The sequence below is a fragment of the Enterobacter quasihormaechei genome, assembly GCF_004331385.1.
GTDB lineage: Bacteria > Pseudomonadota > Gammaproteobacteria > Enterobacterales > Enterobacteriaceae > Enterobacter > Enterobacter quasihormaechei.
Genome location: NZ_SJON01000013.1, coordinates 50,033 through 73,250, shown reverse-complemented (window position 1 = coordinate 73,250; position 23,218 = coordinate 50,033). Strand labels below are relative to the sequence as shown.

At 56.5% G+C, this 23,218-nt stretch carries 23 protein-coding genes; 14 read left to right on the top strand and 9 right to left on the bottom strand.

Annotated features, from left to right (window positions below; all coding sequences use genetic code 11):
* Positions 1-20: 20 nt before the first annotated feature.
* From pfkA to cpxP, 3 genes are all read right to left on the bottom strand, one after another.
* Positions 21-983, bottom strand: coding sequence for a 6-phosphofructokinase (pfkA, locus tag E0L16_RS16265; protein ID WP_003862009.1), 963 nt, complete (start codon positions 981-983; stop codon positions 21-23).
* A gap of 184 nt (positions 984-1,167) precedes the next feature.
* A complete protein-coding gene (gene fieF, locus E0L16_RS16260) occupies positions 1,168-2,052 on the bottom strand; it encodes a CDF family cation-efflux transporter FieF (RefSeq protein ID WP_107534226.1) in 885 nt (294 codons plus the stop codon).
* A gap of 153 nt (positions 2,053-2,205) precedes the next feature.
* Positions 2,206-2,712 carry a cell-envelope stress modulator CpxP gene (cpxP, locus tag E0L16_RS16255; protein ID WP_064910931.1) on the bottom strand — a complete coding sequence of 169 codons (507 nt, stop codon included), beginning with the start codon at positions 2,710-2,712 and terminating at the stop codon, positions 2,206-2,208.
* Positions 2,713-2,862: 150 nt separating this feature from the next.
* Here cpxP and cpxR point away from each other — a divergent pair, with 150 nt between their 5' ends.
* Together cpxR and cpxA are read left to right on the top strand one after the other, a co-directional pair.
* Entirely contained in the window at positions 2,863-3,561 is a 699-nt protein-coding gene (gene cpxR / locus E0L16_RS16250; protein WP_003862004.1) for an envelope stress response regulator transcription factor CpxR, read from the top strand.
* Complete coding sequence (gene cpxA, locus E0L16_RS16245) at positions 3,558-4,931, top strand: envelope stress sensor histidine kinase CpxA (RefSeq protein ID WP_015569937.1); 1,374 nt, start codon at positions 3,558-3,560, stop codon at positions 4,929-4,931. Before cpxR ends, cpxA begins: the two co-directional genes overlap by 4 nt.
* Positions 4,932-4,982: 51 nt before the next feature.
* Here cpxA and yiiM read toward each other — a convergent pair whose 3' ends face one another.
* Both yiiM and sodA read right to left on the bottom strand, forming a co-directional pair.
* Positions 4,983-5,657 carry a 6-hydroxyaminopurine reductase gene (yiiM, locus tag E0L16_RS16240; protein ID WP_131637425.1) on the bottom strand — a complete coding sequence of 225 codons (675 nt, stop codon included), beginning with the start codon at positions 5,655-5,657 and terminating at the stop codon, positions 4,983-4,985.
* A gap of 71 nt (positions 5,658-5,728) precedes the next feature.
* On the bottom strand, positions 5,729-6,349 hold the full coding sequence (gene sodA / locus E0L16_RS16235) for a superoxide dismutase [Mn] (RefSeq protein WP_003861999.1): 621 nt from the start codon (positions 6,347-6,349) through the stop codon (positions 5,729-5,731).
* A 288-nt stretch (positions 6,350-6,637) separates the two neighbouring features.
* Here sodA and rhaT point away from each other — a divergent pair, with 288 nt between their 5' ends.
* From rhaT to E0L16_RS16220, 3 genes are all read left to right on the top strand, one after another.
* Complete coding sequence (rhaT, locus tag E0L16_RS16230; protein WP_131637404.1) at positions 6,638-7,672, top strand: L-rhamnose/proton symporter RhaT; 1,035 nt, start codon at positions 6,638-6,640, stop codon at positions 7,670-7,672.
* A gap of 115 nt (positions 7,673-7,787) precedes the next feature.
* On the top strand, positions 7,788-8,333 hold the full coding sequence (locus E0L16_RS16225) for a hypothetical protein (RefSeq protein ID WP_131637402.1): 546 nt from the start codon (positions 7,788-7,790) through the stop codon (positions 8,331-8,333).
* An 8-nt stretch (positions 8,334-8,341) separates the two neighbouring features.
* Positions 8,342-8,800 (top strand): type II toxin-antitoxin system YafO family toxin, encoded by a 459-nt coding sequence (locus E0L16_RS16220; protein ID WP_131637400.1) that lies wholly within the window; start codon positions 8,342-8,344, stop codon positions 8,798-8,800.
* Positions 8,801-8,818: 18 nt separating this feature from the next.
* Here the strand turns inward: E0L16_RS16220 and rhaR are convergent, their stop codons facing one another.
* Together rhaR and rhaS (E0L16_RS16210) are read right to left on the bottom strand one after the other, a co-directional pair.
* The gene (gene rhaR, locus E0L16_RS16215) at positions 8,819-9,667 is read right to left on the bottom strand and encodes an HTH-type transcriptional activator RhaR (protein WP_063865449.1); all 849 of its coding nucleotides are present in this window, start codon (positions 9,665-9,667) and stop codon (positions 8,819-8,821) included.
* A gap of 73 nt (positions 9,668-9,740) precedes the next feature.
* Entirely contained in the window at positions 9,741-10,577 is an 837-nt protein-coding gene (rhaS, locus tag E0L16_RS16210; protein ID WP_063865448.1) for an HTH-type transcriptional activator RhaS, read from the bottom strand.
* Between the two features lie 301 nt (positions 10,578-10,878).
* Here rhaS (E0L16_RS16210) and rhaB point away from each other — a divergent pair, with 301 nt between their 5' ends.
* The 9 genes from rhaB (at position 10,879) to rhaM (ending at position 20,765) form a co-directional block, all read left to right on the top strand.
* Positions 10,879-12,348, top strand: a complete 1,470-nt coding sequence (gene rhaB, locus E0L16_RS16200) for a rhamnulokinase (protein ID WP_131637398.1) — start codon at positions 10,879-10,881, stop codon at positions 12,346-12,348.
* Positions 12,345-13,604 carry an L-rhamnose isomerase gene (gene rhaA / locus E0L16_RS16195; RefSeq protein ID WP_102750828.1) on the top strand — a complete coding sequence of 420 codons (1,260 nt, stop codon included), beginning with the start codon at positions 12,345-12,347 and terminating at the stop codon, positions 13,602-13,604. The genes rhaB and rhaA overlap by 4 nt, the downstream gene beginning before the upstream one ends.
* Positions 13,605-13,700: 96 nt before the next feature.
* Positions 13,701-14,531 (top strand): rhamnulose-1-phosphate aldolase, encoded by an 831-nt coding sequence (rhaD, locus tag E0L16_RS16190; RefSeq protein WP_063865445.1) that lies wholly within the window; start codon positions 13,701-13,703, stop codon positions 14,529-14,531.
* 82 nt (positions 14,532-14,613) lie between these two features.
* Complete coding sequence (gene rhaS, locus E0L16_RS16185) at positions 14,614-15,600, top strand: rhamnose ABC transporter substrate-binding protein (RefSeq protein ID WP_063865444.1); 987 nt, start codon at positions 14,614-14,616, stop codon at positions 15,598-15,600.
* 99 nt (positions 15,601-15,699) lie between these two features.
* Positions 15,700-17,202 carry a sugar ABC transporter ATP-binding protein gene (locus tag E0L16_RS16180; RefSeq protein WP_131637396.1) on the top strand — a complete coding sequence of 501 codons (1,503 nt, stop codon included), beginning with the start codon at positions 15,700-15,702 and terminating at the stop codon, positions 17,200-17,202.
* Positions 17,203-18,207 carry an ABC transporter permease gene (locus E0L16_RS16175; RefSeq protein ID WP_131637394.1) on the top strand — a complete coding sequence of 335 codons (1,005 nt, stop codon included), beginning with the start codon at positions 17,203-17,205 and terminating at the stop codon, positions 18,205-18,207. It begins immediately after the preceding gene.
* Positions 18,204-19,208, top strand: coding sequence for an ABC transporter permease (locus E0L16_RS16170; protein ID WP_131637392.1), 1,005 nt, complete (start codon positions 18,204-18,206; stop codon positions 19,206-19,208). The genes E0L16_RS16175 and E0L16_RS16170 overlap by 4 nt, the downstream gene beginning before the upstream one ends.
* Before the next feature lie 97 nt (positions 19,209-19,305).
* The gene (gene fucO / locus E0L16_RS16165) at positions 19,306-20,454 is read left to right on the top strand and encodes a lactaldehyde reductase (RefSeq protein ID WP_131637390.1); all 1,149 of its coding nucleotides are present in this window, start codon (positions 19,306-19,308) and stop codon (positions 20,452-20,454) included.
* The gene (rhaM, locus tag E0L16_RS16160; protein ID WP_063449695.1) at positions 20,451-20,765 is read left to right on the top strand and encodes an L-rhamnose mutarotase; all 315 of its coding nucleotides are present in this window, start codon (positions 20,451-20,453) and stop codon (positions 20,763-20,765) included. The genes fucO and rhaM overlap by 4 nt, the downstream gene beginning before the upstream one ends.
* A gap of 38 nt (positions 20,766-20,803) precedes the next feature.
* On the opposite strand, the gene E0L16_RS16155 is transcribed toward rhaM, so the two are convergent.
* Together E0L16_RS16155 and E0L16_RS16150 are read right to left on the bottom strand one after the other, a co-directional pair.
* A complete protein-coding gene (locus tag E0L16_RS16155; RefSeq protein WP_165498417.1) occupies positions 20,804-21,742 on the bottom strand; it encodes an Abi family protein in 939 nt (312 codons plus the stop codon).
* A 200-nt stretch (positions 21,743-21,942) separates the two neighbouring features.
* Positions 21,943-23,214: an MFS transporter gene (locus E0L16_RS16150; protein ID WP_131637386.1), complete on the bottom strand. Its 1,272-nt coding sequence runs from the start codon at positions 23,212-23,214 to the stop codon at positions 21,943-21,945.
* Positions 23,215-23,218 lie beyond the last annotated feature (4 nt).

Sequence of the window (23,218 nt, the reverse complement as noted above, 5' to 3'; positions counted from 1 at the left end):
GGCATAACAAACACAGCGAATCAGTACAGTTTTTTCGCGCAGTCCAGCCAGTCACCTTTGAACGGACGCTTCATGTTTTCAATGGCGTCAATGATGTCATGGTGAACCAGTTTCTCGTTCTGAATACCGACGCAGCGGCCGCCGTGGCCCTGAAGCAGCAGCTCAATCGCGTACGCACCCATGCGGGACGCCAGGATACGGTCGTATGGGCCCGGGGAACCGCCGCGCTGAATGTGACCCAGTACGGTCGCGCGGGTTTCGCGTTTGGTTTCGGTTTCGATGTACTTCGCCAGTTCGTCAACGTCACAGATGTGCTCGGTGATGGCAACGATCGCGTGTTTCTTACCTTTCGCGATACCGGCTTTGATCTCAGCGACCAGATCTTCACGGCTGAATTCCACTTCCGGAACTACTACGAACTCACAGCCACCGGCAATTGCCGCCGCCAGGGTCAGGTCACCGCAGTAACGGCCCATCACTTCAACGATGGAAATACGCTGGTGAGAGGAAGAGGTGTCACGCAGGCGGTCAATCGCTTCCACAACGGTACCCAGCGCGGTGAAGTAACCGATGGTGTAGTCGGTGCCTTTAATGTCGTTGTCGATGGTGCCAGGCAGGCCGATGCACGGGAAGCCCATTTCCGTCAGACGTTTTGCACCCATGTACGAGCCGTCGCCGCCGATAACCACCAGCGCGTCCAGGCCGCGTTTTTTCATGTTTTCGATAGCCACTTCGCGGATGTGTTCGTCACGGAATTCCGGGAAGCGCGCAGAACCGAGGAAAGTACCGCCACGGTTGATCATGTCAGATACGCTGTAGCGGTCCAGCTGAACCATGCGGTCTTCATACAGGCCCAGGTAACCGTCATAGATACCAAAAACTTCCAGACCTTCCGTCAGCGCTGCACGGACAACCCCACGGATTGCCGCGTTCATGCCCGGCGCATCACCGCCGCTTGTCAACACACCGATTTTCTTAATCATGACTACCTCTGAACTTAGGAATGCAAAATTGAAATCTGCTGCCGGAAGAAACTGTTCAACCGTCGAATACTGCAAATAGTATATCAATCCCTTCCAGCTGAATTGATTCAGGTCAGGCCATATGGTGGTAATTTATCCACAAAATGCTGGTCTGGCTCTCTTTTTTACAACGAATTACGAAAGCTCAAAACGCCCTGGGTACGACAGAGCACGGATCCTGGTGAATAATGACGTCTGACCCAGGGAAACGCTGCAAAATCGCCTGCTCCACCTGTTCAGCGACCATATGCGCCTGAACCAGTGGCAGGTTGTCTTCCATTTCCAAATGAATCTGAATAAAGCGGGTCGGCCCTGACTGCCGCGTACGAAGATCGTGAGCGCCACTGACGCCAGGCCAGTTGGTCACGATGGCATAAATTTCATTACGTTCTGCGTCCGGAAGCGCACGGTCAAGAAGCGACTGTACCGCGTCATACCCCATCCGCAACGCGCTGTATAAAATATAGATCCCTATCCCTAACGCAAACAACGCATCGGCCCGATGCCAGCCATACCAGGCCAGACCAAGCGCAATAAGAATAGCCCCATTCATCATAACATCAGACTGATAATGAAGCATATCGGCCCGTACAGCCTGGCTTTGAGTTTTGCGTACGACCCAGCGCTGGAACGTTACAAGAACAAGTGTGCTTATAAGTGCAACTACCGTTACGACCACGCCAACGCCCGGATCGTTCATAGGGGAAGGCGAAATAAGGTGCTGAATGCCGGTCAAAAACAGAAAAAGCGCGGAGCCCGAAATAAACATGCTTTGCGCCAGCGCGGCCAGCGATTCCGCCTTGCCGTGCCCAAACGTATGCTCTTCATCCGCCGGTTGCAGCGAGTAGCGCACCACCAGCAGGTTGGTCAGCGAGGCGGCAATATCCACCAGCGAATCCACCAGCGCCGCCAGAATACTGACCGAGCCGGTGTACCACCACGCGAAGATTTTAATGATCAGCAAACACGACGCCGTCACCGTCGCGGCTATTGCGGCCCGGCTTACCAGCCGTCCATAGGATTGATTCATAAACACTCCTGTCATGCCATGGCGCTAGTATAACGGATGGCGGTGGAGTGAAAGGATGAATAAAGCGTTAACAAACCTGAACGACGGGCAAAAAAAACCCCCACATCATGTGGGGGAAGACAGGGATGGTGTCTATGGCAAGGAAAACAGGGTTTACTGGTTACTACGGGTACTGCTATTGCTACTGAAAAGCGTCATATCTGAGCTTCGCTGCATCCGTGCAACCTCACGCAACTGGTTCATACGTTGCTGATGTTTGGTGTTCAAAACCGCTTGCTGCTCGGGCGTTAGCAGGTGAAACATCTGGTTGCGAACCTTCGCCATCTCTACCTGGCGGGCAACCTGTTCCTGCGCCATTTTTTCGGCCTGAGCGCGTACAGCGTTTTCGTCAAAATTTTCTGCGGTGACAAGGCGATGCATTGTCTCCATTTCGCTAACATTAACAGGGGGCTGGTCGTGTCGTGCCCTCTGCATCAGATCTCGCATCTGTTGACGCTGATGTTCGGTTAAACTTATGCCGTCAAACATATGGTTTTGGCTGCTGTGCTGCGTTGCGCCCTCAACCGAGGAGCCGTTATCGCTGATGTTAGCTACAGCAGCCTGGCTAAACGCACTGAAGGCCAGCGTTGAGGCCATGACGGCAGCGGTAACTTTGCGCATCACTTGCTCCCAAAATCTTTCGTGTCGCGATTCAACGAGAGACAGTCTACGATTCAGGCTGCAAACATGCGTCAGGGGGTGTAAAACAACGTAAAGTCATGGATTAGATAGCCTTGATGTCGTAATTTCTGCCTCGGAGGTATTTAAACAATGAATAAAATCCTGTTAGTTGATGATGACCGAGAGCTCACATCTCTTTTAAAGGAGTTGCTCGACATGGAAGGTTTCAACGTCCTGGTTGCCCATGATGGGGAACAGGCGCTGAGTCTCCTTGACGACAGCATCGATTTACTTTTGCTCGACGTCATGATGCCGAAGAAAAACGGCATTGATACGTTGAAAGAGCTTCGACAGACACACCAGACCCCCGTTATTATGCTGACCGCACGCGGCAGCGAGCTTGACCGCGTTCTCGGCCTTGAGCTGGGTGCGGATGACTACTTACCTAAGCCGTTCAACGACCGTGAACTGGTGGCCCGTATTCGTGCGATCCTGCGCCGTTCTCACTGGAGCGAGCAGCAGCAGAATACCGACAACAGTTCACCTACGCTGGAAGTGGACTCCCTGAGCCTGAACCCAGGCCGCCAGGAAGCGAGCTTCGACGGTGAAACGCTGGAGCTAACCGGCACCGAGTTCACCCTGCTGTATCTGCTGGCGCAGCATCTCGGCCAGGTGGTGTCACGTGAACACTTGAGCCAGGAAGTGCTGGGCAAACGTCTTACCCCGTTTGACCGCGCCATCGATATGCATATTTCGAACCTGCGCCGTAAGCTGCCGGAGCGTAAAGACGGTCACCCATGGTTTAAAACCCTGCGTGGTCGCGGTTATCTGATGGTTTCCGCTTCATGATAGGCAGCTTAACCGCCCGCATCTTCGCCATCTTCTGGCTGACGCTGGCACTGGTTTTAATGCTCGTTTTGATGTTGCCAAAACTCGACTCACGCCAGATGACGGAGCTTCTCGACAGCGAGCAACGTCAGGGCGTGATGATCGAGCAGCACGTGGAAGCGGAGCTGGCAAACGATCCGCCGAACGATTTAATGTGGTGGCGCAGGTTGTTTCGCGCTATCGACAAGTGGGCGCCCCCGGGACAACGTCTTTTGCTGGTTACCAGCGAAGGTCGCGTGATTGGGGCCGATCGCAATGAGATGCAGATCATCCGCAACTTTATTGGCCAGGCGGATAACGCCGATCACCCACAGAAAAAGAAATATGGTCGGGTAGAGATGGTCGGCCCTTTCTCGGTACGGGATGGGGAAGATAACTATCAGCTCTACCTGATTCGCCCTGCGAGCAGTTCCCAGTCCGACTTCATCAACCTGCTGTTTGACCGTCCGCTTCTGCTGCTGATCGTCACGATGCTGGTCAGTTCCCCGCTGCTGTTATGGCTGGCGTGGAGCCTGGCGAAACCGGCGCGTAAGCTGAAAAACGCGGCGGACGAAGTGGCACAAGGCAACCTCAGGCAGCATCCGGAGCTGGAATCCGGGCCGCAGGAGTTTCTGGCCGCCGGCACCAGTTTTAACCAGATGGTCAGCGCGCTTGATCGGATGATGACTGCCCAGCAACGCCTGCTGTCAGACATCTCACACGAACTGCGTACGCCGCTCACGCGCTTACAGCTGGGCACCGCCCTGCTGCGCCGCCGCAGCGGTGAGAGCAAAGAGCTGGAGCGTATTGAGACGGAAGCGCATCGTCTGGACAGCATGATCAACGATCTGCTGGTGATGTCGCGTAACCAGCAGAAAAATGCGCTGGTGAGCGAAACGGTGAAAGCCAATCACCTGTGGCACGAGGTGCTGGACAACGCAGCGTTCGAAGCGGAGCAGATGGGGAAATCGTTCACCGTCAACTTCCCGCCGGGCCCGTGGCCGCTCTACGGTAACCCCAACACGCTGGAAAGCGCGCTGGAGAATATCGTGCGTAACGCCCTGCGCTATTCGCACACGAAGATTGAAGTGGCGTTTTCGGTGGATAAAGACGGGATTACCGTCATTGTCGATGACGATGGTCCAGGCGTCAGCCCGGAAGATCGCGAGCAGATTTTCCGTCCGTTCTACCGCACCGACGAGGCGCGCGACCGCGAGTCCGGCGGTACGGGGCTGGGTCTGGCGATTGTTGAAACCGCCATGCAGCAGCACCGTGGCTGGGTGAAAGCCGATGACAGCCCGCTGGGCGGGCTGCGGTTAACGCTGTGGCTACCGCTGTATAAGCGTTCGTAACGGTATGTGCCGGGTGGCGGCTTCGCTTACCCGGCCTACTTTTTACGGAGCCTATTTCCCCCACAATCTCCGCGAACTACTCTCGATCTTCCCGCTTATACGCCGCTTCTGCATCGTTCTTGTCCAGCTGGTAGACAACCCCCCCGCCGACAGCAGGCGATGATACTGTTCATCGTCGAAAGGCATATGCCAGGCAATCGCGCAGGCCTCGTACACCGACACCTCACTCAGGCGCGACGCGAGCTCAAGCGGCGCATCCGCAGAAACCTGTCCCGCCTGCACAACGCGATACAGCCAGCCGGTTTTGCCCGCGTTTTGCAGCTGGGCCGACATATCCTGAATACCGAAATGGTAGTTGAGCTTAAAGCACGGCGAGCGCGGCTGGGTGACCTGAATCAGGGCATCGCCCCAGCGGTAAATATCGCCAATAAAGACGTTCTTTTCCGTCAGCCCTTCCGTTGAGAGATTTTCGCCAAACGCTGGCGCGACGAAGAGGTCTGCCTGTTCAGGAAATTCGGTTTTCCAGTGCTGATAGTGCTCGCGCGGATAGTGGCACAGCGCGCGATCGGGCCCGCCGTGGATTTTCTTTTCGGCCTGCTGGTCGCCCACCAGCCCGAGCTCGGTCAGCGACAGCTCACCGTCGACCTGCACTTTGGCGATGGCGCTCGGGCGGCTGCCGTCGTACTCCCTTACCTTGCCTGTAAACACGTTCACCGGGTAATGCATCGCTGCCTCCATTACGCAGATACAAAAAAAGCGAGTCATCAGACTCGCTTCTCACAGGCGTCAATGCAACCTTATTTTTTAGCGGCGAAACGCGCTGCGGCTTCGTCCCAGTTCACGACATCCCAGAACGCTTTGATGTAGTCAGGGCGACGGTTCTGGAACTTCAGGTAGTAAGCGTGTTCCCACACGTCCAGGCCCAGAATTGGGAAGCCGGATGCGCCAGAGATGGCTTCACCCATCAGCGGGGAGTCCTGGTTTGCAGTGGAAACGACCGCCAGTTTGTCACCTTTCAGAACCAGCCACGCCCAGCCAGAGCCGAAGCGGGTTGCAGCGGCTTTTTCGAATTCCGCTTTGAAGTTGTCAACGGAGCCGAAGTCGCGCTCGATTGCCGCTTTCAGGTCGCCCTGAAGGGTGGTGCCGGTTTTCAGGCCTTTCCAGAACAGGCTGTGGTTAGCGTGACCGCCCGCGTTGTTACGCAGTACGGTTTTCTTGTCTGCTGGCAGCTGGTCCAGCTTGGTGATCAGCTCTTCAACAGGCAGATTAGCGAACTCTGGCAGGCTTTCCAGCGCAGCATTCGCGTTGTTCACGTAGGTCTGGTGGTGTTTAGTGTGATGGATTTCCATCGTCTGCTTGTCGAAATGCGGTTCCAGTGCGTCGTAGGCATACGGCAGGGATGGCAGTGTATAACTCATAATCCTCTCCATTATTGTCGGGCGGCACAGCTGTTAATGCCGCGTAAGCAGTTGGTTCATTATAGTTAATTAAATGATATTGAAAATGATTATCAATGCCGTAGTTTTTATAGGGTTATTACGATTTCGATGAATCACAAAATTGTGAGTCTGCTCACGCGCTTAACGTGCTGATTGCCACCCTCCACAAAAGTGCGGCAACCTTCTGAAGGTTCCCAAACCGCCTAATTTTTACACTCATCAAGTCGGCGGGAAGCCACCGACAATAAAAACGATGAGGATAAAAAAATGAATCATGCGATTACGATGGGTATTTTCTGGCATTTGATAGGCGCGGCCAGTGCTGCCTGTTTCTATGCCCCGTTTAAAAAGGTGAAAGGCTGGTCATGGGAAACCATGTGGTCCGTTGGCGGCGCGGTCTCCTGGCTGATTTTGCCGTGGACCATCAGCGCCGTGCTGCTGCCCGATTTCTGGGGCTACTTCTCCTCCTTCAACGCCTCTACGTTACTGCCGGTGTTTCTGTTCGGCGCAATGTGGGGCATCGGTAATATCAACTACGGCCTTACCATGCGCTACCTCGGCATGTCGATGGGCATCGGCATCGCCATTGGCATTACGCTGATAGTGGGCACCCTGATGACGCCCATCCTTAACGGCCATTTCGACGTGCTGATCAACACCCAGGGCGGCCGGATGACTCTGCTGGGCGTGCTGGTGGCGGTGATCGGCGTGGGGATCGTCACCCGCGCAGGCCAGCTAAAAGAACGCAAGATGGGCATCAGGGCCGAAGAGTTCAACCTGAAGAAAGGGCTGCTGCTGGCGGTGATGTGCGGCGTCTTCTCGGCGGGCATGTCGTTTGCCATGAACGCCGCCAAACCGATGCACGAGGCCGCTGCGGCGCTGGGCGTCGACCCGCTGTATGTTGCCCTGCCAAGCTACGTGGTGATCATGGGCGGCGGCGCGCTGGTAAACCTCGGCTTCTGCTTCATTCGGCTGGCAAAAGTGAAGAACCTGTCGGTAAAAGCCGACTTCTCGCTGGCAAAACCCCTGATCATTACCAACGTTCTGCTCTCCGCGCTCGGCGGCCTGATGTGGTATCTGCAATTCTTCTTCTACGCCTGGGGCCACGCCAGCATTCCGGCGCAGTATGACTATATGAGCTGGATGCTGCACATGAGCTTCTACGTGCTGTGCGGCGGGCTGGTCGGGCTGGTGCTGAAGGAGTGGAACAACGCCGGGCGCCGTCCGGTTGGCGTGCTGAGCCTGGGCTGCGTGGTGATTATTATCGCCGCCAACATTGTCGGCCTCGGCATGGCGAACTGATAAGACTTTTTTCCGGGTAAAGATATCGCAGCTCACTTTACCCGGAGATCGCAGCCGTTGATTCCGCCAGCGTTTCTCTGTATTCATCTTGAATGATTTGAACTACAATGACGCCATGAAAGAAGTAGTAAAAAATGGGACTACCGAGATGAACATTATTGATTCTGTAAAAATAGCTGCCGCTATCGGTTTGCTCATGCAACAGACCAGTGCCATCTCATGCCCAAACTCTTTGTCCAGCAATATGACTGCGCCCGCAAACTTTGTTAAGCCGCAGGACAGCGACGTTGATGAAGCAATCTCAATTATTGATGGTCTTCGTAAACTGCTTGAAGAAGCGTACTGGAATTTATCATCCTCAGATGAACATGCTATGTACGCCGTTATTGGCTTATTGAATCCGGCCAAAGTTGATCTTTGTGAGATTCAACTTCGTAGCCTAGAAGCAACATTGAAAGACGCTTTACAAGAAGTGGCTAGGGTGCAAAGAGATGACTTTAAGCCATTGCTAATCATCGTTGCAAAAGCGCGTTCCGCCGCCAGTAATCTCGGTCATCTGATCCAGCAAATGACAAAGCCAACGGAACAATTTAAAAGTAAAACGGATCTTACCGGATTGGCTAAACTTGCCGATCATGGAACGTCTATTATTTTTCACTGAGGCGTAAATTGCAAATCTCTGTAACTTACAACCCTCAAACCTACGAAAAATTCTTTGCGCCTGTTTTCGCCAGATTTCCGCAGCTTGAGCAAAGTCTGGTTGATGATTTCATGCACTATAAAGCTACAGGTCAGTTACCGCATTACTTTGGTCGTGACACTCTTTATGATAGACCTGAGGATATAAAAGATGCTCAGCTCTGGCATTTGCATCTTGAAATTGGAGCAAATAAGTTCCCTCAGCCAACTTACCCAAGCGGTAAACGTTCTGTTTCCCTCGATCACACGACGCTTCAGTGGTATCGGACCAGCGATAGCTGTCTGGTCTACACCCAAAATCTTATTGATGAAAATGCTTATAGTCTTATCGCTGTTTTTCATCCATGGGCCCATTCTGAAGCACAAAACTATAAACAAATTAGAGCGTTAGCAACTATAGCAAGAAAGTTTAGGGAATCCATCCTTTAAGTATAGTGCGAGGGCTTTCTACGCCGCCTTTCGACTGCGATGACGCCACTGAACCGGCGTCATCCCCACCTCGCGGTTAAACACCACCGAAAAGTAATTACTGTCCTCAAATCCGCAGCGCATCGCCACTTCGCTGACCATCAGCTCCGTATGCTGTAACAGATACTGGGCGTGGCAGATGCGCAGCTGGCGCAGGTAATGGTTTATCGTCATTCCCGTCTGGGTGCGGAACTGCTGGCGCAGCGCGCGCTCGCTGCACTGCTCCTGCTCGCAGAATTTTTCCAGCACGAAACTCTTGTTCAGACTGCCCGCAAGCAGTGCGATCAGCTTATCCAGCAGCGCTTCCTGCGTGGTGGCGGAGGGATTATCCGTGGCGTAACGATGGCGCTTCAGGGTCATCACCAGCTGGGCGAAAAGCAGCTCCGACATCTGGTTTGCCACCGGGTCGCCCTTCTGGCTCTCCTGCTCCAGCTGGGAAATTGTCTGGCGCACCTGAGCCATGCCGCTGCTGCTTAAGCGCCAGTGCGGTTCGCCTCCGGCATTCAGAAAGCCCGGAATGTTGCCCGCCCAGTCGACATTCAGTTTAAGCCTGTCAGGGCAGTAGATGACGTTCTGCAACACCAGATCGTTAACCGAGGCGTAGGCGTGTTTGTCTTCGGCGCGTATGTAAAACAGATCCCCGCGCGTGATGCGGTAGGGCCGGTCGTTGAGGACGTGTAAGCCATTGCCGCGCCACACCATCACCAGCTCGCAGAACTCGTGGGTATGCTCGGCAAAGACATTTTGCGGGTAGCGGTCCGCCACCGCGACGGCCTGACTCGCGGAGGCAAAAAAATCATCTTTGCGAAGAATTAACTGAGCAGCCACACCACAACCTCTACGGCGAATAACCGGACATTATTAGCCTTTTTGCGGCAAAAAAACGGTGACTGCCCTCGCGTTACTGAAGCAACGCGTCCTTCCCCTGACGAATATCGCGCGGCGACCAGCTAAATTCCCGGCGAAACAGCGTTGAAAAGTGGTTACTGTCGCCGAAACCGCAGCGATAAGCGATATCCGTGACGCTTTCATCGGTATGGCGTAAAAGATGGCGCGCTTTGATCAGGCGCAGACGGTTAAGGTAACGCTGCGGCGTGAGCCCGGTATGCTGCTTGAGCTGACGATGCAGCGTGCGCAGCGAGAGCGAAAAGTCGTCCGCCAGCGTTTCCCAGCAAACATCTTCAGCGAAATGATCTTCCAGCCAGGCCATGAGCTGGTTCAGCCGCGCGTCGTTATTTTCCATCCCTTCCACCAGGCTGCTGCGGCGCAGCAGCACCAGCAGCTGCATAAACAGCAGCTCGCGGGTGGCAATCGCGTGCGTCTCCTCTCCGTCCTCGCTCTGCTCCATCTGGCTCACCAGCTGACGCACCTGCTGCAACGTGGACTGATTCACCCGCCAGTGCGACGGATAGTGGCCATCCTTCTCTTGCGGCAACAGCTGATTCAGCCCGGAGAGAAACTGGAACGCGTCCGGAGAACGATAGAGCACGTTGGTCAGGCACAGGTTGTCGGTATGTTCATACAGGTGCCTGTCGTGGTCGCGCACGAAGCACACCGTACCGCCGCTGATGGTATACGGCTGACCGTTAAACACGTGGATGCCCGTTCCGTGCTCAACAATCACAATCTCATGAAAATCATGATGATGCTCAGGAAATGCAGCCTGAGGAAGCCGTGGCTCAATCGCGACCGGAGAAGCTCCCGAAGGAAAAAAATCGACGCTGTGCAGTACGGTCATAACGGCCCCCACCAATGAGAAAAGTTCTCAAAATAGTAATTAAGGCCTTCCACGCTCACCTTAAATTTTTGACAGTAAACCGCGCAAAAGCTGCCGGTTTTTCAAGAAACAGGCGGAAAGATCGGGAAATGCGGTCAGCGTCACACTGCCTGCAAACCCCGTCATTACTGGAAACTGTGAACTCCCTCACGTTCACCTTTGCTTTCTTGCCAGCGCGAGATTTGGGCTGTCAGTGGCGAGAAGGTGGCTATTTCTTCCCTTTCTTACACTCATCGCTAATGACTTAAGAAAGGACCCGACCATGACTTTTCGCCATTGTGTGGCTGTCGATTTAGGCGCATCCAGCGGCCGTGTAATGCTCGCCACCTGGGACTGTGACCAGCACACCCTTACGCTTCGCGAAATGCACCGTTTCGCCAATTGTCTGCAAAAACAGGACGGTTTTGTGACCTGGGATATCGATGCGCTGGAAGCGGAGATCCGCACCGGACTTCATAACGTCTGCGAAGACGGTATCCGCATCGACAGTATCGGCATTGATACCTGGGGCGTGGATTACGTGCTGCTGGACCGTCACGGCGAACGCGTCGGCCTGCCCGTCTCCTACCGCGACAGCCGCACCGATGGGCTGATGACGCACGCCATCGCGCAGCTTGGCAAGGAGAACATCTATGGTCGCAGCGGCATCCAGTTCCTGCCATTTAACACGCTGTATCAGCTGCGGGCGCTGGTTGAGCAACAGCCAGAGCTGGTTGAAAAGGTGGCGCATGCGCTGCTGATCCCGGACTACTTAAGCTATCGTCTGACCGGCAACATGAACTGGGAATACACCAACGCCACCACCACGCAGCTGGTCAATATCAACACCGATAACTGGGATGAACACCTGCTGGCATGGACGGGCGCCTCGCCGTCCTGGTTCGGCACGCCAACCCATCCGGGCAACGTGATCGGCCAGTGGATTTGCCCGCAGGGGAATGAAATTCCCGTTGTCGCCGTCGCCAGTCACGACACCGCAAGCGCGGTCATTGCCTCGCCGCTCGCCAGCAAAGACGCGGCCTATCTCTCCTCCGGCACCTGGTCGCTGATGGGTTTTGAGAGCAAAACGCCCTACACCAGCGACGCCGCGCTGGCCGCCAATATCACCAACGAAGGCGGTGCCGAAGGACGCTACCGCGTGCTGAAGAACATCATGGGCCTGTGGCTGCTCCAGCGGGTGCTGAAAGAGCAGAACGTCACCGACCTGCCCGCGCTTATCGCGGAAACCGAAAAGCTGAAGGCCTGCACCTTCCTGATTAACCCGAACGACGACCGCTTTATTAACCCGGTGCACATGAGCGCTGAGATCCAGGCCGCCTGTTTTGACGCGGGGCAGCCGGTACCTTCCCGCCCCGCCGAGCTGGCGCGCTGTATTTTTGACAGCCTCGCCCTGCTCTATGCCGACATCCTGAGCGAGCTGGCTGACCTTCGCGGTAAACCGTTCACCCAGCTGCACATCGTGGGCGGCGGCTGCCAGAACCAGCTGCTGAACCAGCTCTGCGCCGATGCCTGCGGCATTACCGTGGTGGCAGGCCCCGTAGAGGCTTCCACGCTCGGCAACATCGGCATTCAGCTAATGACGCTGGACGAACTATCAAACGTTGACGATTTCCGTTCGGTGGTGACGGCGAATAACAGCCTGACCACCTTCACCCCCAATCCCTGCCATGACATTGCCCGCTACCGGGCGCAGTTTCAGCAAAAACGACTGACTAAGGAGCTTTGCGCATGACCACTCAACTTGAACAAGCCTGGGACCTGGCTAAACAGCGTTTCGCCGCCGTCGGCGTGGATGTCGAAGAGGCGCTGCGCCAGCTCGACCGTCTGCCCGTCTCCATGCACTGCTGGCAGGGTGATGACGTTGCCGGCTTCGAGAACCCGGGCGGTTCCCTGACGGGTGGCATTCAGGCAACGGGTAACTACCCGGGCAAAGCGCGCAACGCCACCGAACTGCGTGCGGATCTGGAACTGGCGCTGAGCCTGATCCCCGGGCCAAAACGCCTGAACCTGCACGCGATTTATCTCGAATCCGACGCGCCGGTCGCGCGTAACGAAATCAAACCGGAACACTTTAAGAACTGGGTGGAGTGGGCAAAGGCCAACCGGCTGGGACTGGATTTTAACCCGTCCTGCTTCTCGCACCCGCTGAGCGCGGACGGGTTTACCCTTGCACACGCCAACGACGAAATCCGGCAGTTCTGGATCGACCACGTGAAGGCCAGCCGCCGCGTCTCCGCGTATTTCGGCGAGCAGCTCGGCACGCCGTCAGTGATGAATATCTGGATCCCGGACGGCATGAAGGACATCACCGTTGACCGTCTGGCGCCGCGCCAGCGCCTGCTGGCCGCGCTGGATGAAGCCATCAGCGAAAAGCTGGACCCGTCGCACCATATCGACGCGGTGGAGAGCAAGCTGTTCGGCATTGGCGCAGAGAGCTACACCGTGGGCTCAAACGAGTTCTACATGGGCTACGCCACCAGCCGCCAGACCGCGCTGTGCCTGGATGCTGGCCACTTCCATCCGACCGAGGTGATCTCCGACAAAATCTCCGCCGCCATGCTCTACGTGCCGCGCCTGCTGCTGCACGTCAGCCGTCCGGTGCGCTGGGACAGCGACCACGTGGTCCTGCTGGACGACGAAACCCAGGCGATTGCCAGCGAAATCATCCGCCACGATCTGTTTGACCGCGTGCACATCGGGCTCGACTTCTTCGACGCCTCCATCAACCGCATCGCGGCATGGGTTATCGGCACCCGCAACATGAAAAAAGCCCTGCTGCGCGCCCTGCTGGAGCCAACCGCCGCGCTGAAACAGCTGGAAGAGAGCGGCGATTACACCGCGCGCCTGGCGCTGCTGGAAGAGCAGAAATCCCTGCCGTGGCAGGCGGTGTGGGAGATGTACTGCCAGCGTCACGACGCCCCGGCGGGCAGCCAGTGGCTGGACAACGTGCGGGCGTATGAGAAGGACGTTCTCGCCGCTCGTCAGTAAAAAATATCGCCCGGCAGCGCATTGCATGCCGGGCCTACAGGTAAAAGCAGGCCGGGTAAGCGTAACGCCACCCGGCATTTTCAAAGGAAACACTGTATGCAGACCATCACCACCTCCTGGTTCGTCCAGGGCATGATCAAAGCCACCTCCGACGCCTGGCTGAAGGGCTGGGACGAGCGCAACGGCGGCAACCTCACGCTGCGCCTGGACGACGCGGATATCGAGCCCTTTGCCGCCGATTTCCACCAGAAGCCGCGCTATATCGCCCTGAGCCAGCCGATGCCGCTGCTCGCCAACACGCCGTTTATCGTTACCGGTTCCGGCAAGTTCTTCCGCAACGTTCAGCTGGACCCGGAAGCCAACCTCGGCGTGGTGAAGGTGGACAGCGACGGCGCGGGCTACCACATTCTGTGGGGGCTAACGGACGACGCGGTGCCAACCTCGGAGCTGCCGGCGCACTTCCTCTCCCACTGCGAGCGCATCAAGGCGACCAACGGCAAAGACCGCGTGATCATGCACTGCCACGCCACTAACCTGATCGCCCTGACCTACGTGCTGGAAAATAATTCTGATTTCTTTACCCGCAAGCTGTGGGAAGGCAGTACCGAGTGTCTGGTGGTGTTCCCGGACGGCGTCGGCATTCTACCGTGGATGGTGCCGGGTACCGACGAAATTGGCCAGGCGACCGCGACGGATATGCAAAAGCACGCCCTGGTGCTGTGGCCGTTCCACGGCGTCTTCGGCAGCGGCCCGACGCTGGATGAAACCTTCGGCCTGATCGACACCGCCGAGAAATCCGCGGAGGTGCTGGTGAAGGTCTACTCCATGGGCGGCATGAAGCAGACCATCACCCGGGAAGAGCTGATCGCCCTGGGCAAACGCTTTGGCGTCACCCCAATGCAGTCCGCATTAGATCTGTACAACTAACAACATCGCGCCCCGCTTACCGAGACGGGGCGAAAACCACCTGCAATCCCTACAACTAACTCAAGTCAGTGGAGTAAAAGCAATGAAAATAAAAGCAAGCTTGATCCTCACCGTTGCCGCTCTGGCGTTGTCCGGTTCCGCGTTAGCAGAAGTGAAAATCGCCCTGGTGGCGAAGTCCTTAGGAAATGGATTCTTCGAAGCAGCGAACGTCGGCGCGCAGGAGGCGGCCAAAGAGTTAGGCGATGTAAAAGTGATTTATACCGGCCCGACCACCACCACGGCGGAAGCGCAGATCGAGGTGCTGAACGGGCTGATCGCTCAGGGCGTGGATGCGATCGCGATCTCCGCGAACGATCCGGACGCCGTCGTGCCGGTGCTGAAAAAAGCGATGCAGCGCGGCATCAAGGTTGTGTCGTGGGATTCCGGCGTGGCGAAAGCCGGACGTCAAATCCATCTCAATCCGTCCAATAACGCCCTGATTGGCGAAACCAACGTCAAGCTCGCCGCCGATGCCCTGAAAGCGCTGAACGTGGAGAAGGGCGACGTCGCCGTGCTGAGCGCCACGCCAACCTCCACCAACCAGAACACCTGGATTGCGGAGATGAAAAAAGTGCTGCCGAAGTACCCTTCCGTCAACCTGGTGACGGTGGCCTACGGGGACGATCTCTCTGACAAAAGCTACCGTGAGGCGGTCGGTCTGCTGAAAACCTATCCGGACCTGAAGGTTATCGTCTCGCCTTCATCCGTGGGCATCGTGGCCGCCGCGCAGGCGGTAAAAGACCAGGGCAAGATTGGCAAAGTGTACGTCACCGGCTTAGGTCTGCCGTCTGAGATGGCGGGCGCGGTGAAATCCGGCGCGAGCAAGAGCTTTGCCATCTGGAACCCGATCGACCTCGGTTATGCGGCAACCTACCTCGCGGATGATCTGGTGAAAGGCACGGCCACGAAAGGCGAGGCCAGCATGGGCAGACTGGGCAAAGTGAAGCTGGATGCGGACGGCAACGGCGCGATGGCCGAGCCGTTCGTCTACGATGCCAGCAATATTGATAAGTTCTCGAAAATCTTTTGATGCGATGTGTAGGCCGGATCAGCGTAGCGCCATCCGGCAAAAGGCGGGTGGCGCTGCCGCTTACCCGCCCTACACATTCCCCTGTCCAGGAGAACTATCATGACCCCATTGCTACAGCTTTCTGGCATCACGAAGGTGTTCCCCGGCGTGCGTGCCCTTGAGAACGTGCAGCTTGCGCTGTGGCCCGGCAAAGTGACGGCGCTTATCGGCGAAAACGGCGCGGGCAAGTCGACGCTGGTCAAAGTGATGACCGGCATCTATCAGCCCGACGAGGGCGAGATCCTCTACAAAGCGATCCCCGTGCACCTCCCGACGCCGGAGTCGGCGCATAAAATCGGCATCACCGCCATTCACCAGGAAACCGTACTGTTCGATGAGCTATCGGTCACCGAAAATATCTTTGTCGGTCAGTACCTTCACAAGGGCTTTCTGAAAAAGCTCGACTGGCCGGAAATGCACCGCCGGGCGCAGGCCATCCTCACGCGGCTGGAAGTGCAAATCGACCCGCGCGCGACGCTGAAAACCCTGAGCATCGCCCAGCGTCACATGGTAGCGATTGCCCGCGCGCTCTCCTTTGAGGCGCAGGTGGTTATCCTTGATGAACCCACGGCGGCGCTGTCGCAGCATGAAATCCTCGAGTTTTACCAGATTGTGGAGCGCTTAAAGCAGGAGGAAAAAGCCATCCTGTTTATCTCCCACAAGTTCGACGAGATTTTTGAGCTGGCGGATCATTACACCATTTTGCGCGACGGCGCATTCGTCGGCGCAGGTGCAATAAATGAGATCACCGAGGAGCGCATGGTGTCGATGATGGTCGGGCGCGCCATTACGCAAACCTTCCCGAAAATCGACTGCGAGAAGGGCGAAACGGTGCTGGAAGTGAAAAACCTCTGCCACCCGACCGAGTTCGCAAACATCTCCTTCTCCCTGCATAAAGGCGAAATCCTTGGCTTCTACGGGCTGGTCGGTGCCGGGCGTACCGAACTGATGCAGGCGCTTTCCGGCGTTACGCGGCCAGCGTCCGGGGAAATTATCCTCAATGGTCAGCCCCGTCGCTTTCGCCAGCCTGCGGATGCCATCAAAGCCGGTATTGTCTGCGTGCCGGAAGAAAGGCAGAAACAGGGGGCGATTATCGCGCTGCCGATTGCCCAGAACATCAGCCTGCCTCAGCTCAGCACGCTCAATCCGAGCGGCGTACTGCACGACGACCGCGAATGGAAGCTGGCAGACGAGTATGCCAAACGTCTGCACGTGAAGGCCTTCAGCTGGAAGCAGGCGGTAGAGACCCTCTCCGGCGGCAACCAGCAAAAGGTCGTTATCGGCAAATGGCTGGCAACGCACCCTGATGTGATCATCCTTGATGAGCCGACAAAAGGCATCGATATCGGCTCAAAGGCAGCCGTTCATCAGTTTATGTCCGAGCTGGTCAGTCAGGGGCTGGCGGTGATTATGGTTTCGTCCGAACTACCGGAAGTGATGGGCATGGCGGACCGCATCATCGTAATGCACGAGGGGCTGATGGTCGCCGAATACCAGGCGGGAGATGCGACGGCGGAAACCATCGTCAGCGCCGCCAGCGGTGCAAAACAGGAGGCGGCATAAATGCTGAGCTCACTCTTAAAACACCGTGAAGCGCTGCTTGGCGCGGTGATTGTACTGATGATCGTCGCCATCGGCAGCCGCGTACCGTCGTTTGTCGCGCCGGGCAACCTGGTGGAAATGTTTAACGACACCGCCATTCTGATCGTCCTCGCGCTCGGGCAGATGATGGTGCTGCTCACCAAAGGCATCGACCTGTCGATGGCGGCCAATCTTGCCCTGACCGGGATGATTGTCGCCCTGATTAACTTCCACTACCCGGACGTGCCCGTCTGGGCGCTGCTTATCCTGGCAAGCACGCTTGGGCTGCTGATGGGCGCGATGAACGGCCTGCTGGTGTGGAAGCTGGGCATTCCGGCGATTGTGGTGACGCTCGGCACCATGAGCATCTACCGCGGAATTATCTTTTTGCTCTCCGGCGGCGGCTGGGTGAACGCCAACCAGATGAGCGCCGACTTCCTCGGGCTGCCGCGTGCCTCTTTGCTGGGCTTGCCGGTACTGAGCTGGTGCGCCATCGCCGCGCTGCTGCTGGTGGGCTACTTCCTGCGCTACAGCCGCACCGGACGGGCGCTCTATACCGCAGGGGGCAACGCGACGGCGGCGTACTATACCGGGATCAACGCCGGGAAAATGCAGTTCATCAGCTTTTGCCTCTCCGGACTGCTGGCCGGGTTCTGCGGCTACCTGTGGATCTCGCGCTTTGCCGTTGCGTATGTCGACGTCGCTAACGGTTTTGAATTGCAGGTAGTAGCCGCCTGCGTGATTGGCGGGATCAGCACCATGGGCGGCACCGGGCGCGTGCTCGGCTGTCTGTTTGGCGCCCTGTTCCTCGGGGTGATTAATAACGCCCTGCCGGTGATCGGCGTCTCCCCGTTCTGGCAGATGGCCATTTCCGGCACGGTAATTGTCGTTGCAGTGCTGCTGAACGAGCGCGGCAACAGGCGCAAAGGCAGGCTGATCCTGCGCGACGCCGCGCTGGCGCGTCAGAAACTGGCGGTGAAATCATGAGCAAAATGATGACATCTGAAGCAATCGAACCGACCTCTGCGACGGGCATCTTCCGGCGCCTGCTGTGCTGGGAAGGTTTCCTGCTGGCGGTGACGCTGGCGGTATTCGTGGTGAACGCGCTCGCCTCGCCTTACTTCCTCAACGTCTGGAACCTCTCCGATGCGACGTTCAACTTCACCGAAAAGGCGATCATCGTGCTGCCGATGGCGATGCTGATCATCGCCCGGGAAATTGACCTGTCGGTGGCCTCCACCATCGCGCTCAGCTCCACGGTGATGGGCTTTTGCGCGGCGGCGGGCGTCGATACGCCGCTGCTGGTCTGCGTGGGACTTGGCGTCGGGCTGCTGTGCGGACTGCTTAACGGCATCCTGGTGACGCGCTTTAATCTGTCGTCCATCGTCATCACCATCGGCACCATGAGCCTGTACCGTGGGATCGCCTACATCCTGCTCGGGGACCAGGCGCTGAACAGCTATCCGGAAAGCTTCGCCTGGTTCGGCCAGGGCTACGTCTGGGGCGCGCTGTCGTTTGAGTTCGCGCTGTTTATCGTGCTGGCCGCTCTGTTTGCCTTTGTGCTGCACCGCACCAACTTTGGCCGCCGCACCTACGCCATCGGCAATAACCCGACCGGCGCGTGGTTTTCCGGCATCAACATTAAACGCCACAATCTGATGCTGTTCGCGCTGGTGGGGCTAATGTCCGGCCTGGCGTCAGTGCTGCTCACCTCGCGTCTGGGCAGCACTCGCCCGACGATTGCGATGGGCTGGGAGCTGGCGGTGGTGACGATGGCGGTGCTCGGCGGCGTCAATATTCTCGGCGGGTCCGGCAGCATGGTGGGCGTGATTATCGCCGCCTTCCTGATGGGGCTGGTGACCTTTGGCCTGAGCCTGCTCAACGTGCCCGGCATTGTGATGTCGGTAATTATCGGCGCGATGCTGATTGTGGTGATTTCACTGCCGATTATTACCCGCCGGGTGATGCAGCGAAGACGGATCTCATAGCCGGGTGGAACTGCGTTTACCCGGCCTGCTTAACCGTAGGCCCGCGCAAGCGCAGCGCCGCCGGGCATAAAATTCACAGTAATTAAGGAGAATTATCATGAGCTTTATGTTGGCACTTCCAAAAATCAGCCTGCACGGCGCGGGTGCAATCGGCGATATGGTCAATCTGGTGGCGAACAAGCAGTGGGGAAAAGCGCTGGTTGTCACCGACGGCCAGCTGGTGAAGCTCGGCCTGCTCGACAGCCTGTTTACCGCGCTGGACGCCCATCAGATGTCGTATCACCTGTTCAATGAGGTATTCCCGAACCCGACGGAGGCGCTGGTGCAGAAAGGCTTTGCCGCTTACCAGGACGCGGAATGCGATTACATCATCGCCTTTGGCGGCGGCAGCCCAATTGATACCGCCAAAGCGATAAAAATCCTCACCGCCAACCCGGGTCCGTCAACCGATTATTCCGGCGTCGGCAAGGTGAAAAACGCGGGCGTGCCGCTGGTGGCCATCAACACCACCGCAGGCACGGCGGCGGAGATGACCAGCAACGCGGTGATCATCGATTCCGCGCGCCAGGTGAAAGAAGTCATCATCGACCCGAACATCATCCCGGATATCGCCGTGGACGATGCCAGTGTGATGCTCGATATTCCGGCCTCCGTGACCGCCGCAACCGGCATGGACGCATTAACCCACGCCATTGAAGCCTACGTGTCCGTTGGCGCGCATCCGCTGACCGATGCCAATGCGCTGGAGGCGATTCGCCTGATCAACCTCTGGCTGCCGAAAGCGGTCGACGACGGTCATAACCTGGAAGCGCGCGAGCAGATGGCCTTCGGTCAGTACCTGGCGGGTATGGCGTTTAACAGCGCCGGGCTGGGGCTGGTACATGCTCTGGCGCACCAGCCGGGGGCAACTCACAACCTGCCTCATGGCGTATGTAATGCCATCCTGCTGCCGATCATCGAAAACTTTAACCGCCCGAACGCGGTCGCGCGTTTTGCCCGCGTGGCGCAGGCAATGGGCGTTGACACGCGCGAAATGAGCGACGAAGCCGCCAGCATGGCAGCGATTCAGGCGATTCGTGACCTGAGCGCCCGCGTCGGCATTCCGTCCGGCTTCAGCCAGCTCGGCGTCACCAAAGCCGACATTGAAGGCTGGCTGGATAAAGCCCTCGCCGATCCGTGCGCGCCGTGCAACCCGCGCACCGCCAGCCGCGACGAGGTCCGCGAGCTGTATCTGGAGGCATTATGATCCGCAAAGCGTTTGTGATGCAGGTAAACCCGGACGCGCACGAAGAGTACGCCCGACGCCACAATCCGATCTGGCCCGAACTGGAAGCGGTGCTGAAAGCCCACGGCGCGCACCACTACGCCATTTATCTCGACAGAGAACGCAACCTGCTGTTTGCGACGGTGGAGATTGAGTCGGAGGAGCGCTGGAACGCGGTGGCGAATACCGACGTCTGCCAGCGCTGGTGGAAACATATGGCTGACGTCATGCCGTCGAACCCGGATAACAGCCCGGTGAGTTCGGATCTGAAAGAGGTGTTTTACTTAGCGTAACGGCAAAGCGGGTGATGCAACGCACGCGTCACCTGCTTTTAGCGCAAAGTTCTCAATCCATAAACTACCGTATCATGCTCCCAGATGATGGTTTCGTTCCTCTCTTTCGCATCGTGACAGTACTGTTCAATAACGGCAATCTGCTCGGGCGATAACGCACAAAACGGTTTCGTATAACGATAGATATTGAGCTCTTCTAGTGAGCAAACGCGTCTGGCATTCTCAAACAGCCCTACCTTTTTCATCACCTTAAGCAGATTAATATCAAGGGCTTCGATGATAAGTTCAATCTTGTTTATCTTGACTCTTATCGTATCAATCGCCGTTCTTGCGTCATTCACGTTTGGCGCTTTAACCCAGATAGGTTCGTGATGGAAAATACGGTTTCGATACTCTCTCAGTTCAAAGATGAGATCGATCAGCGCTTTTCTGACTTTTTGCGGGTTCGTGTTAATTCTGGCGTAATTTTTAAAGACTTTACTCAATGATTTTGGCCATAAATACCCATGGTTATCTCGCGGCGCGGGAGCGTTAAATTCATTGTTCAAAACATAATGCCAGGTACTAAAATCCGTTGAGGCAATAATCCGATCGTGACTCCATTCCGGGACCGGTTGCACCTGAGTATAAGCTCCTCGCCTGCGTCCCATCTCTTTTTTGCGCCATTCACGGGTAAGGCACTCTTTAGCCTTCTCGATGTTTTTATAGAAATGACACTCATCCCGATCTTTTGTGCAGTGAATCGTTTCCCACCACATATCGCCAAATCTCATCCTGGCTTCTCTGTCGACGGCGTTTCTTAAAGAGATCTCAAGGTTTTGGAGGAGAGGATAAATGGACGCTGCTGCATGCTGAGACCAGATGTATATACCGTATAATTCGCATTCATTATTTGGACGAAACGTTGTGCGATATCCGTCCAGACGTATTGATGAGATCAATGAAATAATCGGTTTATAATTAGTTACTTGCGGCATTTTTTCGTGCTCCCAGAACGATGTGCCGAAGCATACCATAGACCTGTAGATACAGTTGACGGTGGATCCTTCAACCGTTAGAATTTGGTCCTGAAAGCCTGTACTGTCTACTTCCCCTTTTTATAGGTTCTGGTTGCGTACACCATAGGCAAAGCGATTTATGAAACCCACCTCTGGTGGGTTTCGTCGTTTTACAGCGCCTATGCCTGGTTCGCCTCCACCGTGTTACTTCGTGCAGCAATCTCCCGCCTGCTGCTCAGCGTAAACGCCGACACCACCGTAATCGCCAGCACGAAACAGCCCAGCATCAGGTACGTCTCCTGAAAGCCGATCCGGTCATACATATTTCCGGCAAAGGCGGAGAGGAAAATCGCTGCCGACTGTTTGGCAAACTGGAAGCCAATCAGGTAGATAGTGGCCGACAGGCGCGTATCAAACACTCCGGTAATGTATTTGAATGCCCCCACCAGCAGGAACGGGACCTCCAGCGCGTGCAGCATCTTCAGGGCGATCACCTCCACGGCGGTGGTGGCAAACGACGAACCGATGATGCGCGTCGCCATAATTACCCCGGCAATCAGCAGCGTGTTTTTCGCGCCGATGCGGTTAATGATCCACGGCGAGCAGAACATGATAATGGCGTTACAAATCTCCCCCGCCGTGGTGGCAAAACCGAACGCCCGGGTGCCCGCTTCCGGCGTGGCGAAGAAGGTTTTAAAGAAGGTGGCAAACTGCTGGTCGAAAACGTCATACACGCAGGCCACACCAATCACGTACAGGATGAACATCCACATTCTGCGCTGGCGGAACAGGTTGAACACGGTTTTAGCGGTGATCTGCGGCTGGTTCGCACCCAGGGCGTTCATCACCTGCGCCGTCTGGTTGGGCTTCGGTTTCGCGACCACCAGTAGCAGCATCAGCAAAAGCGCCGCCGCCGATCCCATCCAGAAAACATACGACGGGTCGATGCCGAACAGGATGCCGCCCGTTGAGGCGCACAGCCCCCAGCCGAGGCAGCCAAACATGCGCGCCTTGCCGTACTCAAAGAGGCTGTTGCGGCTCACGCGTTCAATGTAGGCCTCAATCGCCCCGGATCCGGCTGAAAAAACAAAGCCGATATACAGCCCGCCGCTCAGCGCGCCCAGCCAGATATTGGTTTTCAACAGTGGCGCGAAGACGTACAGGAAAAACGGCGCGAACAGAAACAGCAGCACTGAGATTATCCACAGCAGGTGTTTTTTCAGCCCCAGCTTGTCCGAAATGACGCCCAGCACCGGCTGGAAGGCAATGGCCGACAGCGAGATGCAGGAGAAGACAATCCCGGTATGGGTTTTGTTCAGACCGATGATGTCCGACAGCCAGATCGGCAGGAACGGAAAGCAGGTGGCCATGATGAAGAAGTAGAGAAAGAAGAACAGCCCGAAGATCCAGAAGTTAGGGTTGTCTTTGTGGGTACAGGTTGTTGTGTTCATTATT

Coding starts and splice junctions, on each gene's coding strand:
- E0L16_RS16175 (WP_131637394.1), top strand. CDS start 17,203: ATGCTGAGCTCACTCTTAAAACACCGTGAAGCGCTGCTTGGCGCGGTG.
- rhaT (WP_131637404.1), top strand. CDS start 6,638: ATGAATCATGCGATTACGATGGGTATTTTCTGGCATTTGATAGGCGCG.
- cpxA (WP_015569937.1), top strand. CDS start 3,558: ATGATAGGCAGCTTAACCGCCCGCATCTTCGCCATCTTCTGGCTGACG.
- yiiM (WP_131637425.1), bottom strand. CDS start 5,657: ATGCATTACCCGGTGAACGTGTTTACAGGCAAGGTAAGGGAGTACGAC.
- E0L16_RS16150 (WP_131637386.1), bottom strand. CDS start 23,214: ATGAACACAACAACCTGTACCCACAAAGACAACCCTAACTTCTGGATC.
- fucO (WP_131637390.1), top strand. CDS start 19,306: ATGAGCTTTATGTTGGCACTTCCAAAAATCAGCCTGCACGGCGCGGGT.
- E0L16_RS16180 (WP_131637396.1), top strand. CDS start 15,700: ATGACCCCATTGCTACAGCTTTCTGGCATCACGAAGGTGTTCCCCGGC.
- rhaS (WP_063865448.1), bottom strand. CDS start 10,577: ATGACCGTACTGCACAGCGTCGATTTTTTTCCTTCGGGAGCTTCTCCG.
- rhaD (WP_063865445.1), top strand. CDS start 13,701: ATGCAGACCATCACCACCTCCTGGTTCGTCCAGGGCATGATCAAAGCC.
- fieF (WP_107534226.1), bottom strand. CDS start 2,052: ATGAATCAATCCTATGGACGGCTGGTAAGCCGGGCCGCAATAGCCGCG.
- E0L16_RS16170 (WP_131637392.1), top strand. CDS start 18,204: ATGAGCAAAATGATGACATCTGAAGCAATCGAACCGACCTCTGCGACG.
- rhaS (WP_063865444.1), top strand. CDS start 14,614: ATGAAAATAAAAGCAAGCTTGATCCTCACCGTTGCCGCTCTGGCGTTG.
- cpxP (WP_064910931.1), bottom strand. CDS start 2,712: ATGCGCAAAGTTACCGCTGCCGTCATGGCCTCAACGCTGGCCTTCAGT.
- cpxR (WP_003862004.1), top strand. CDS start 2,863: ATGAATAAAATCCTGTTAGTTGATGATGACCGAGAGCTCACATCTCTT.
- pfkA (WP_003862009.1), bottom strand. CDS start 983: ATGATTAAGAAAATCGGTGTGTTGACAAGCGGCGGTGATGCGCCGGGC.
- rhaA (WP_102750828.1), top strand. CDS start 12,345: ATGACCACTCAACTTGAACAAGCCTGGGACCTGGCTAAACAGCGTTTC.
- E0L16_RS16225 (WP_131637402.1), top strand. CDS start 7,788: ATGAAAGAAGTAGTAAAAAATGGGACTACCGAGATGAACATTATTGAT.
- rhaM (WP_063449695.1), top strand. CDS start 20,451: ATGATCCGCAAAGCGTTTGTGATGCAGGTAAACCCGGACGCGCACGAA.
- sodA (WP_003861999.1), bottom strand. CDS start 6,349: ATGAGTTATACACTGCCATCCCTGCCGTATGCCTACGACGCACTGGAA.
- rhaB (WP_131637398.1), top strand. CDS start 10,879: ATGACTTTTCGCCATTGTGTGGCTGTCGATTTAGGCGCATCCAGCGGC.
- E0L16_RS16155 (WP_165498417.1), bottom strand. CDS start 21,742: ATGCCGCAAGTAACTAATTATAAACCGATTATTTCATTGATCTCATCA.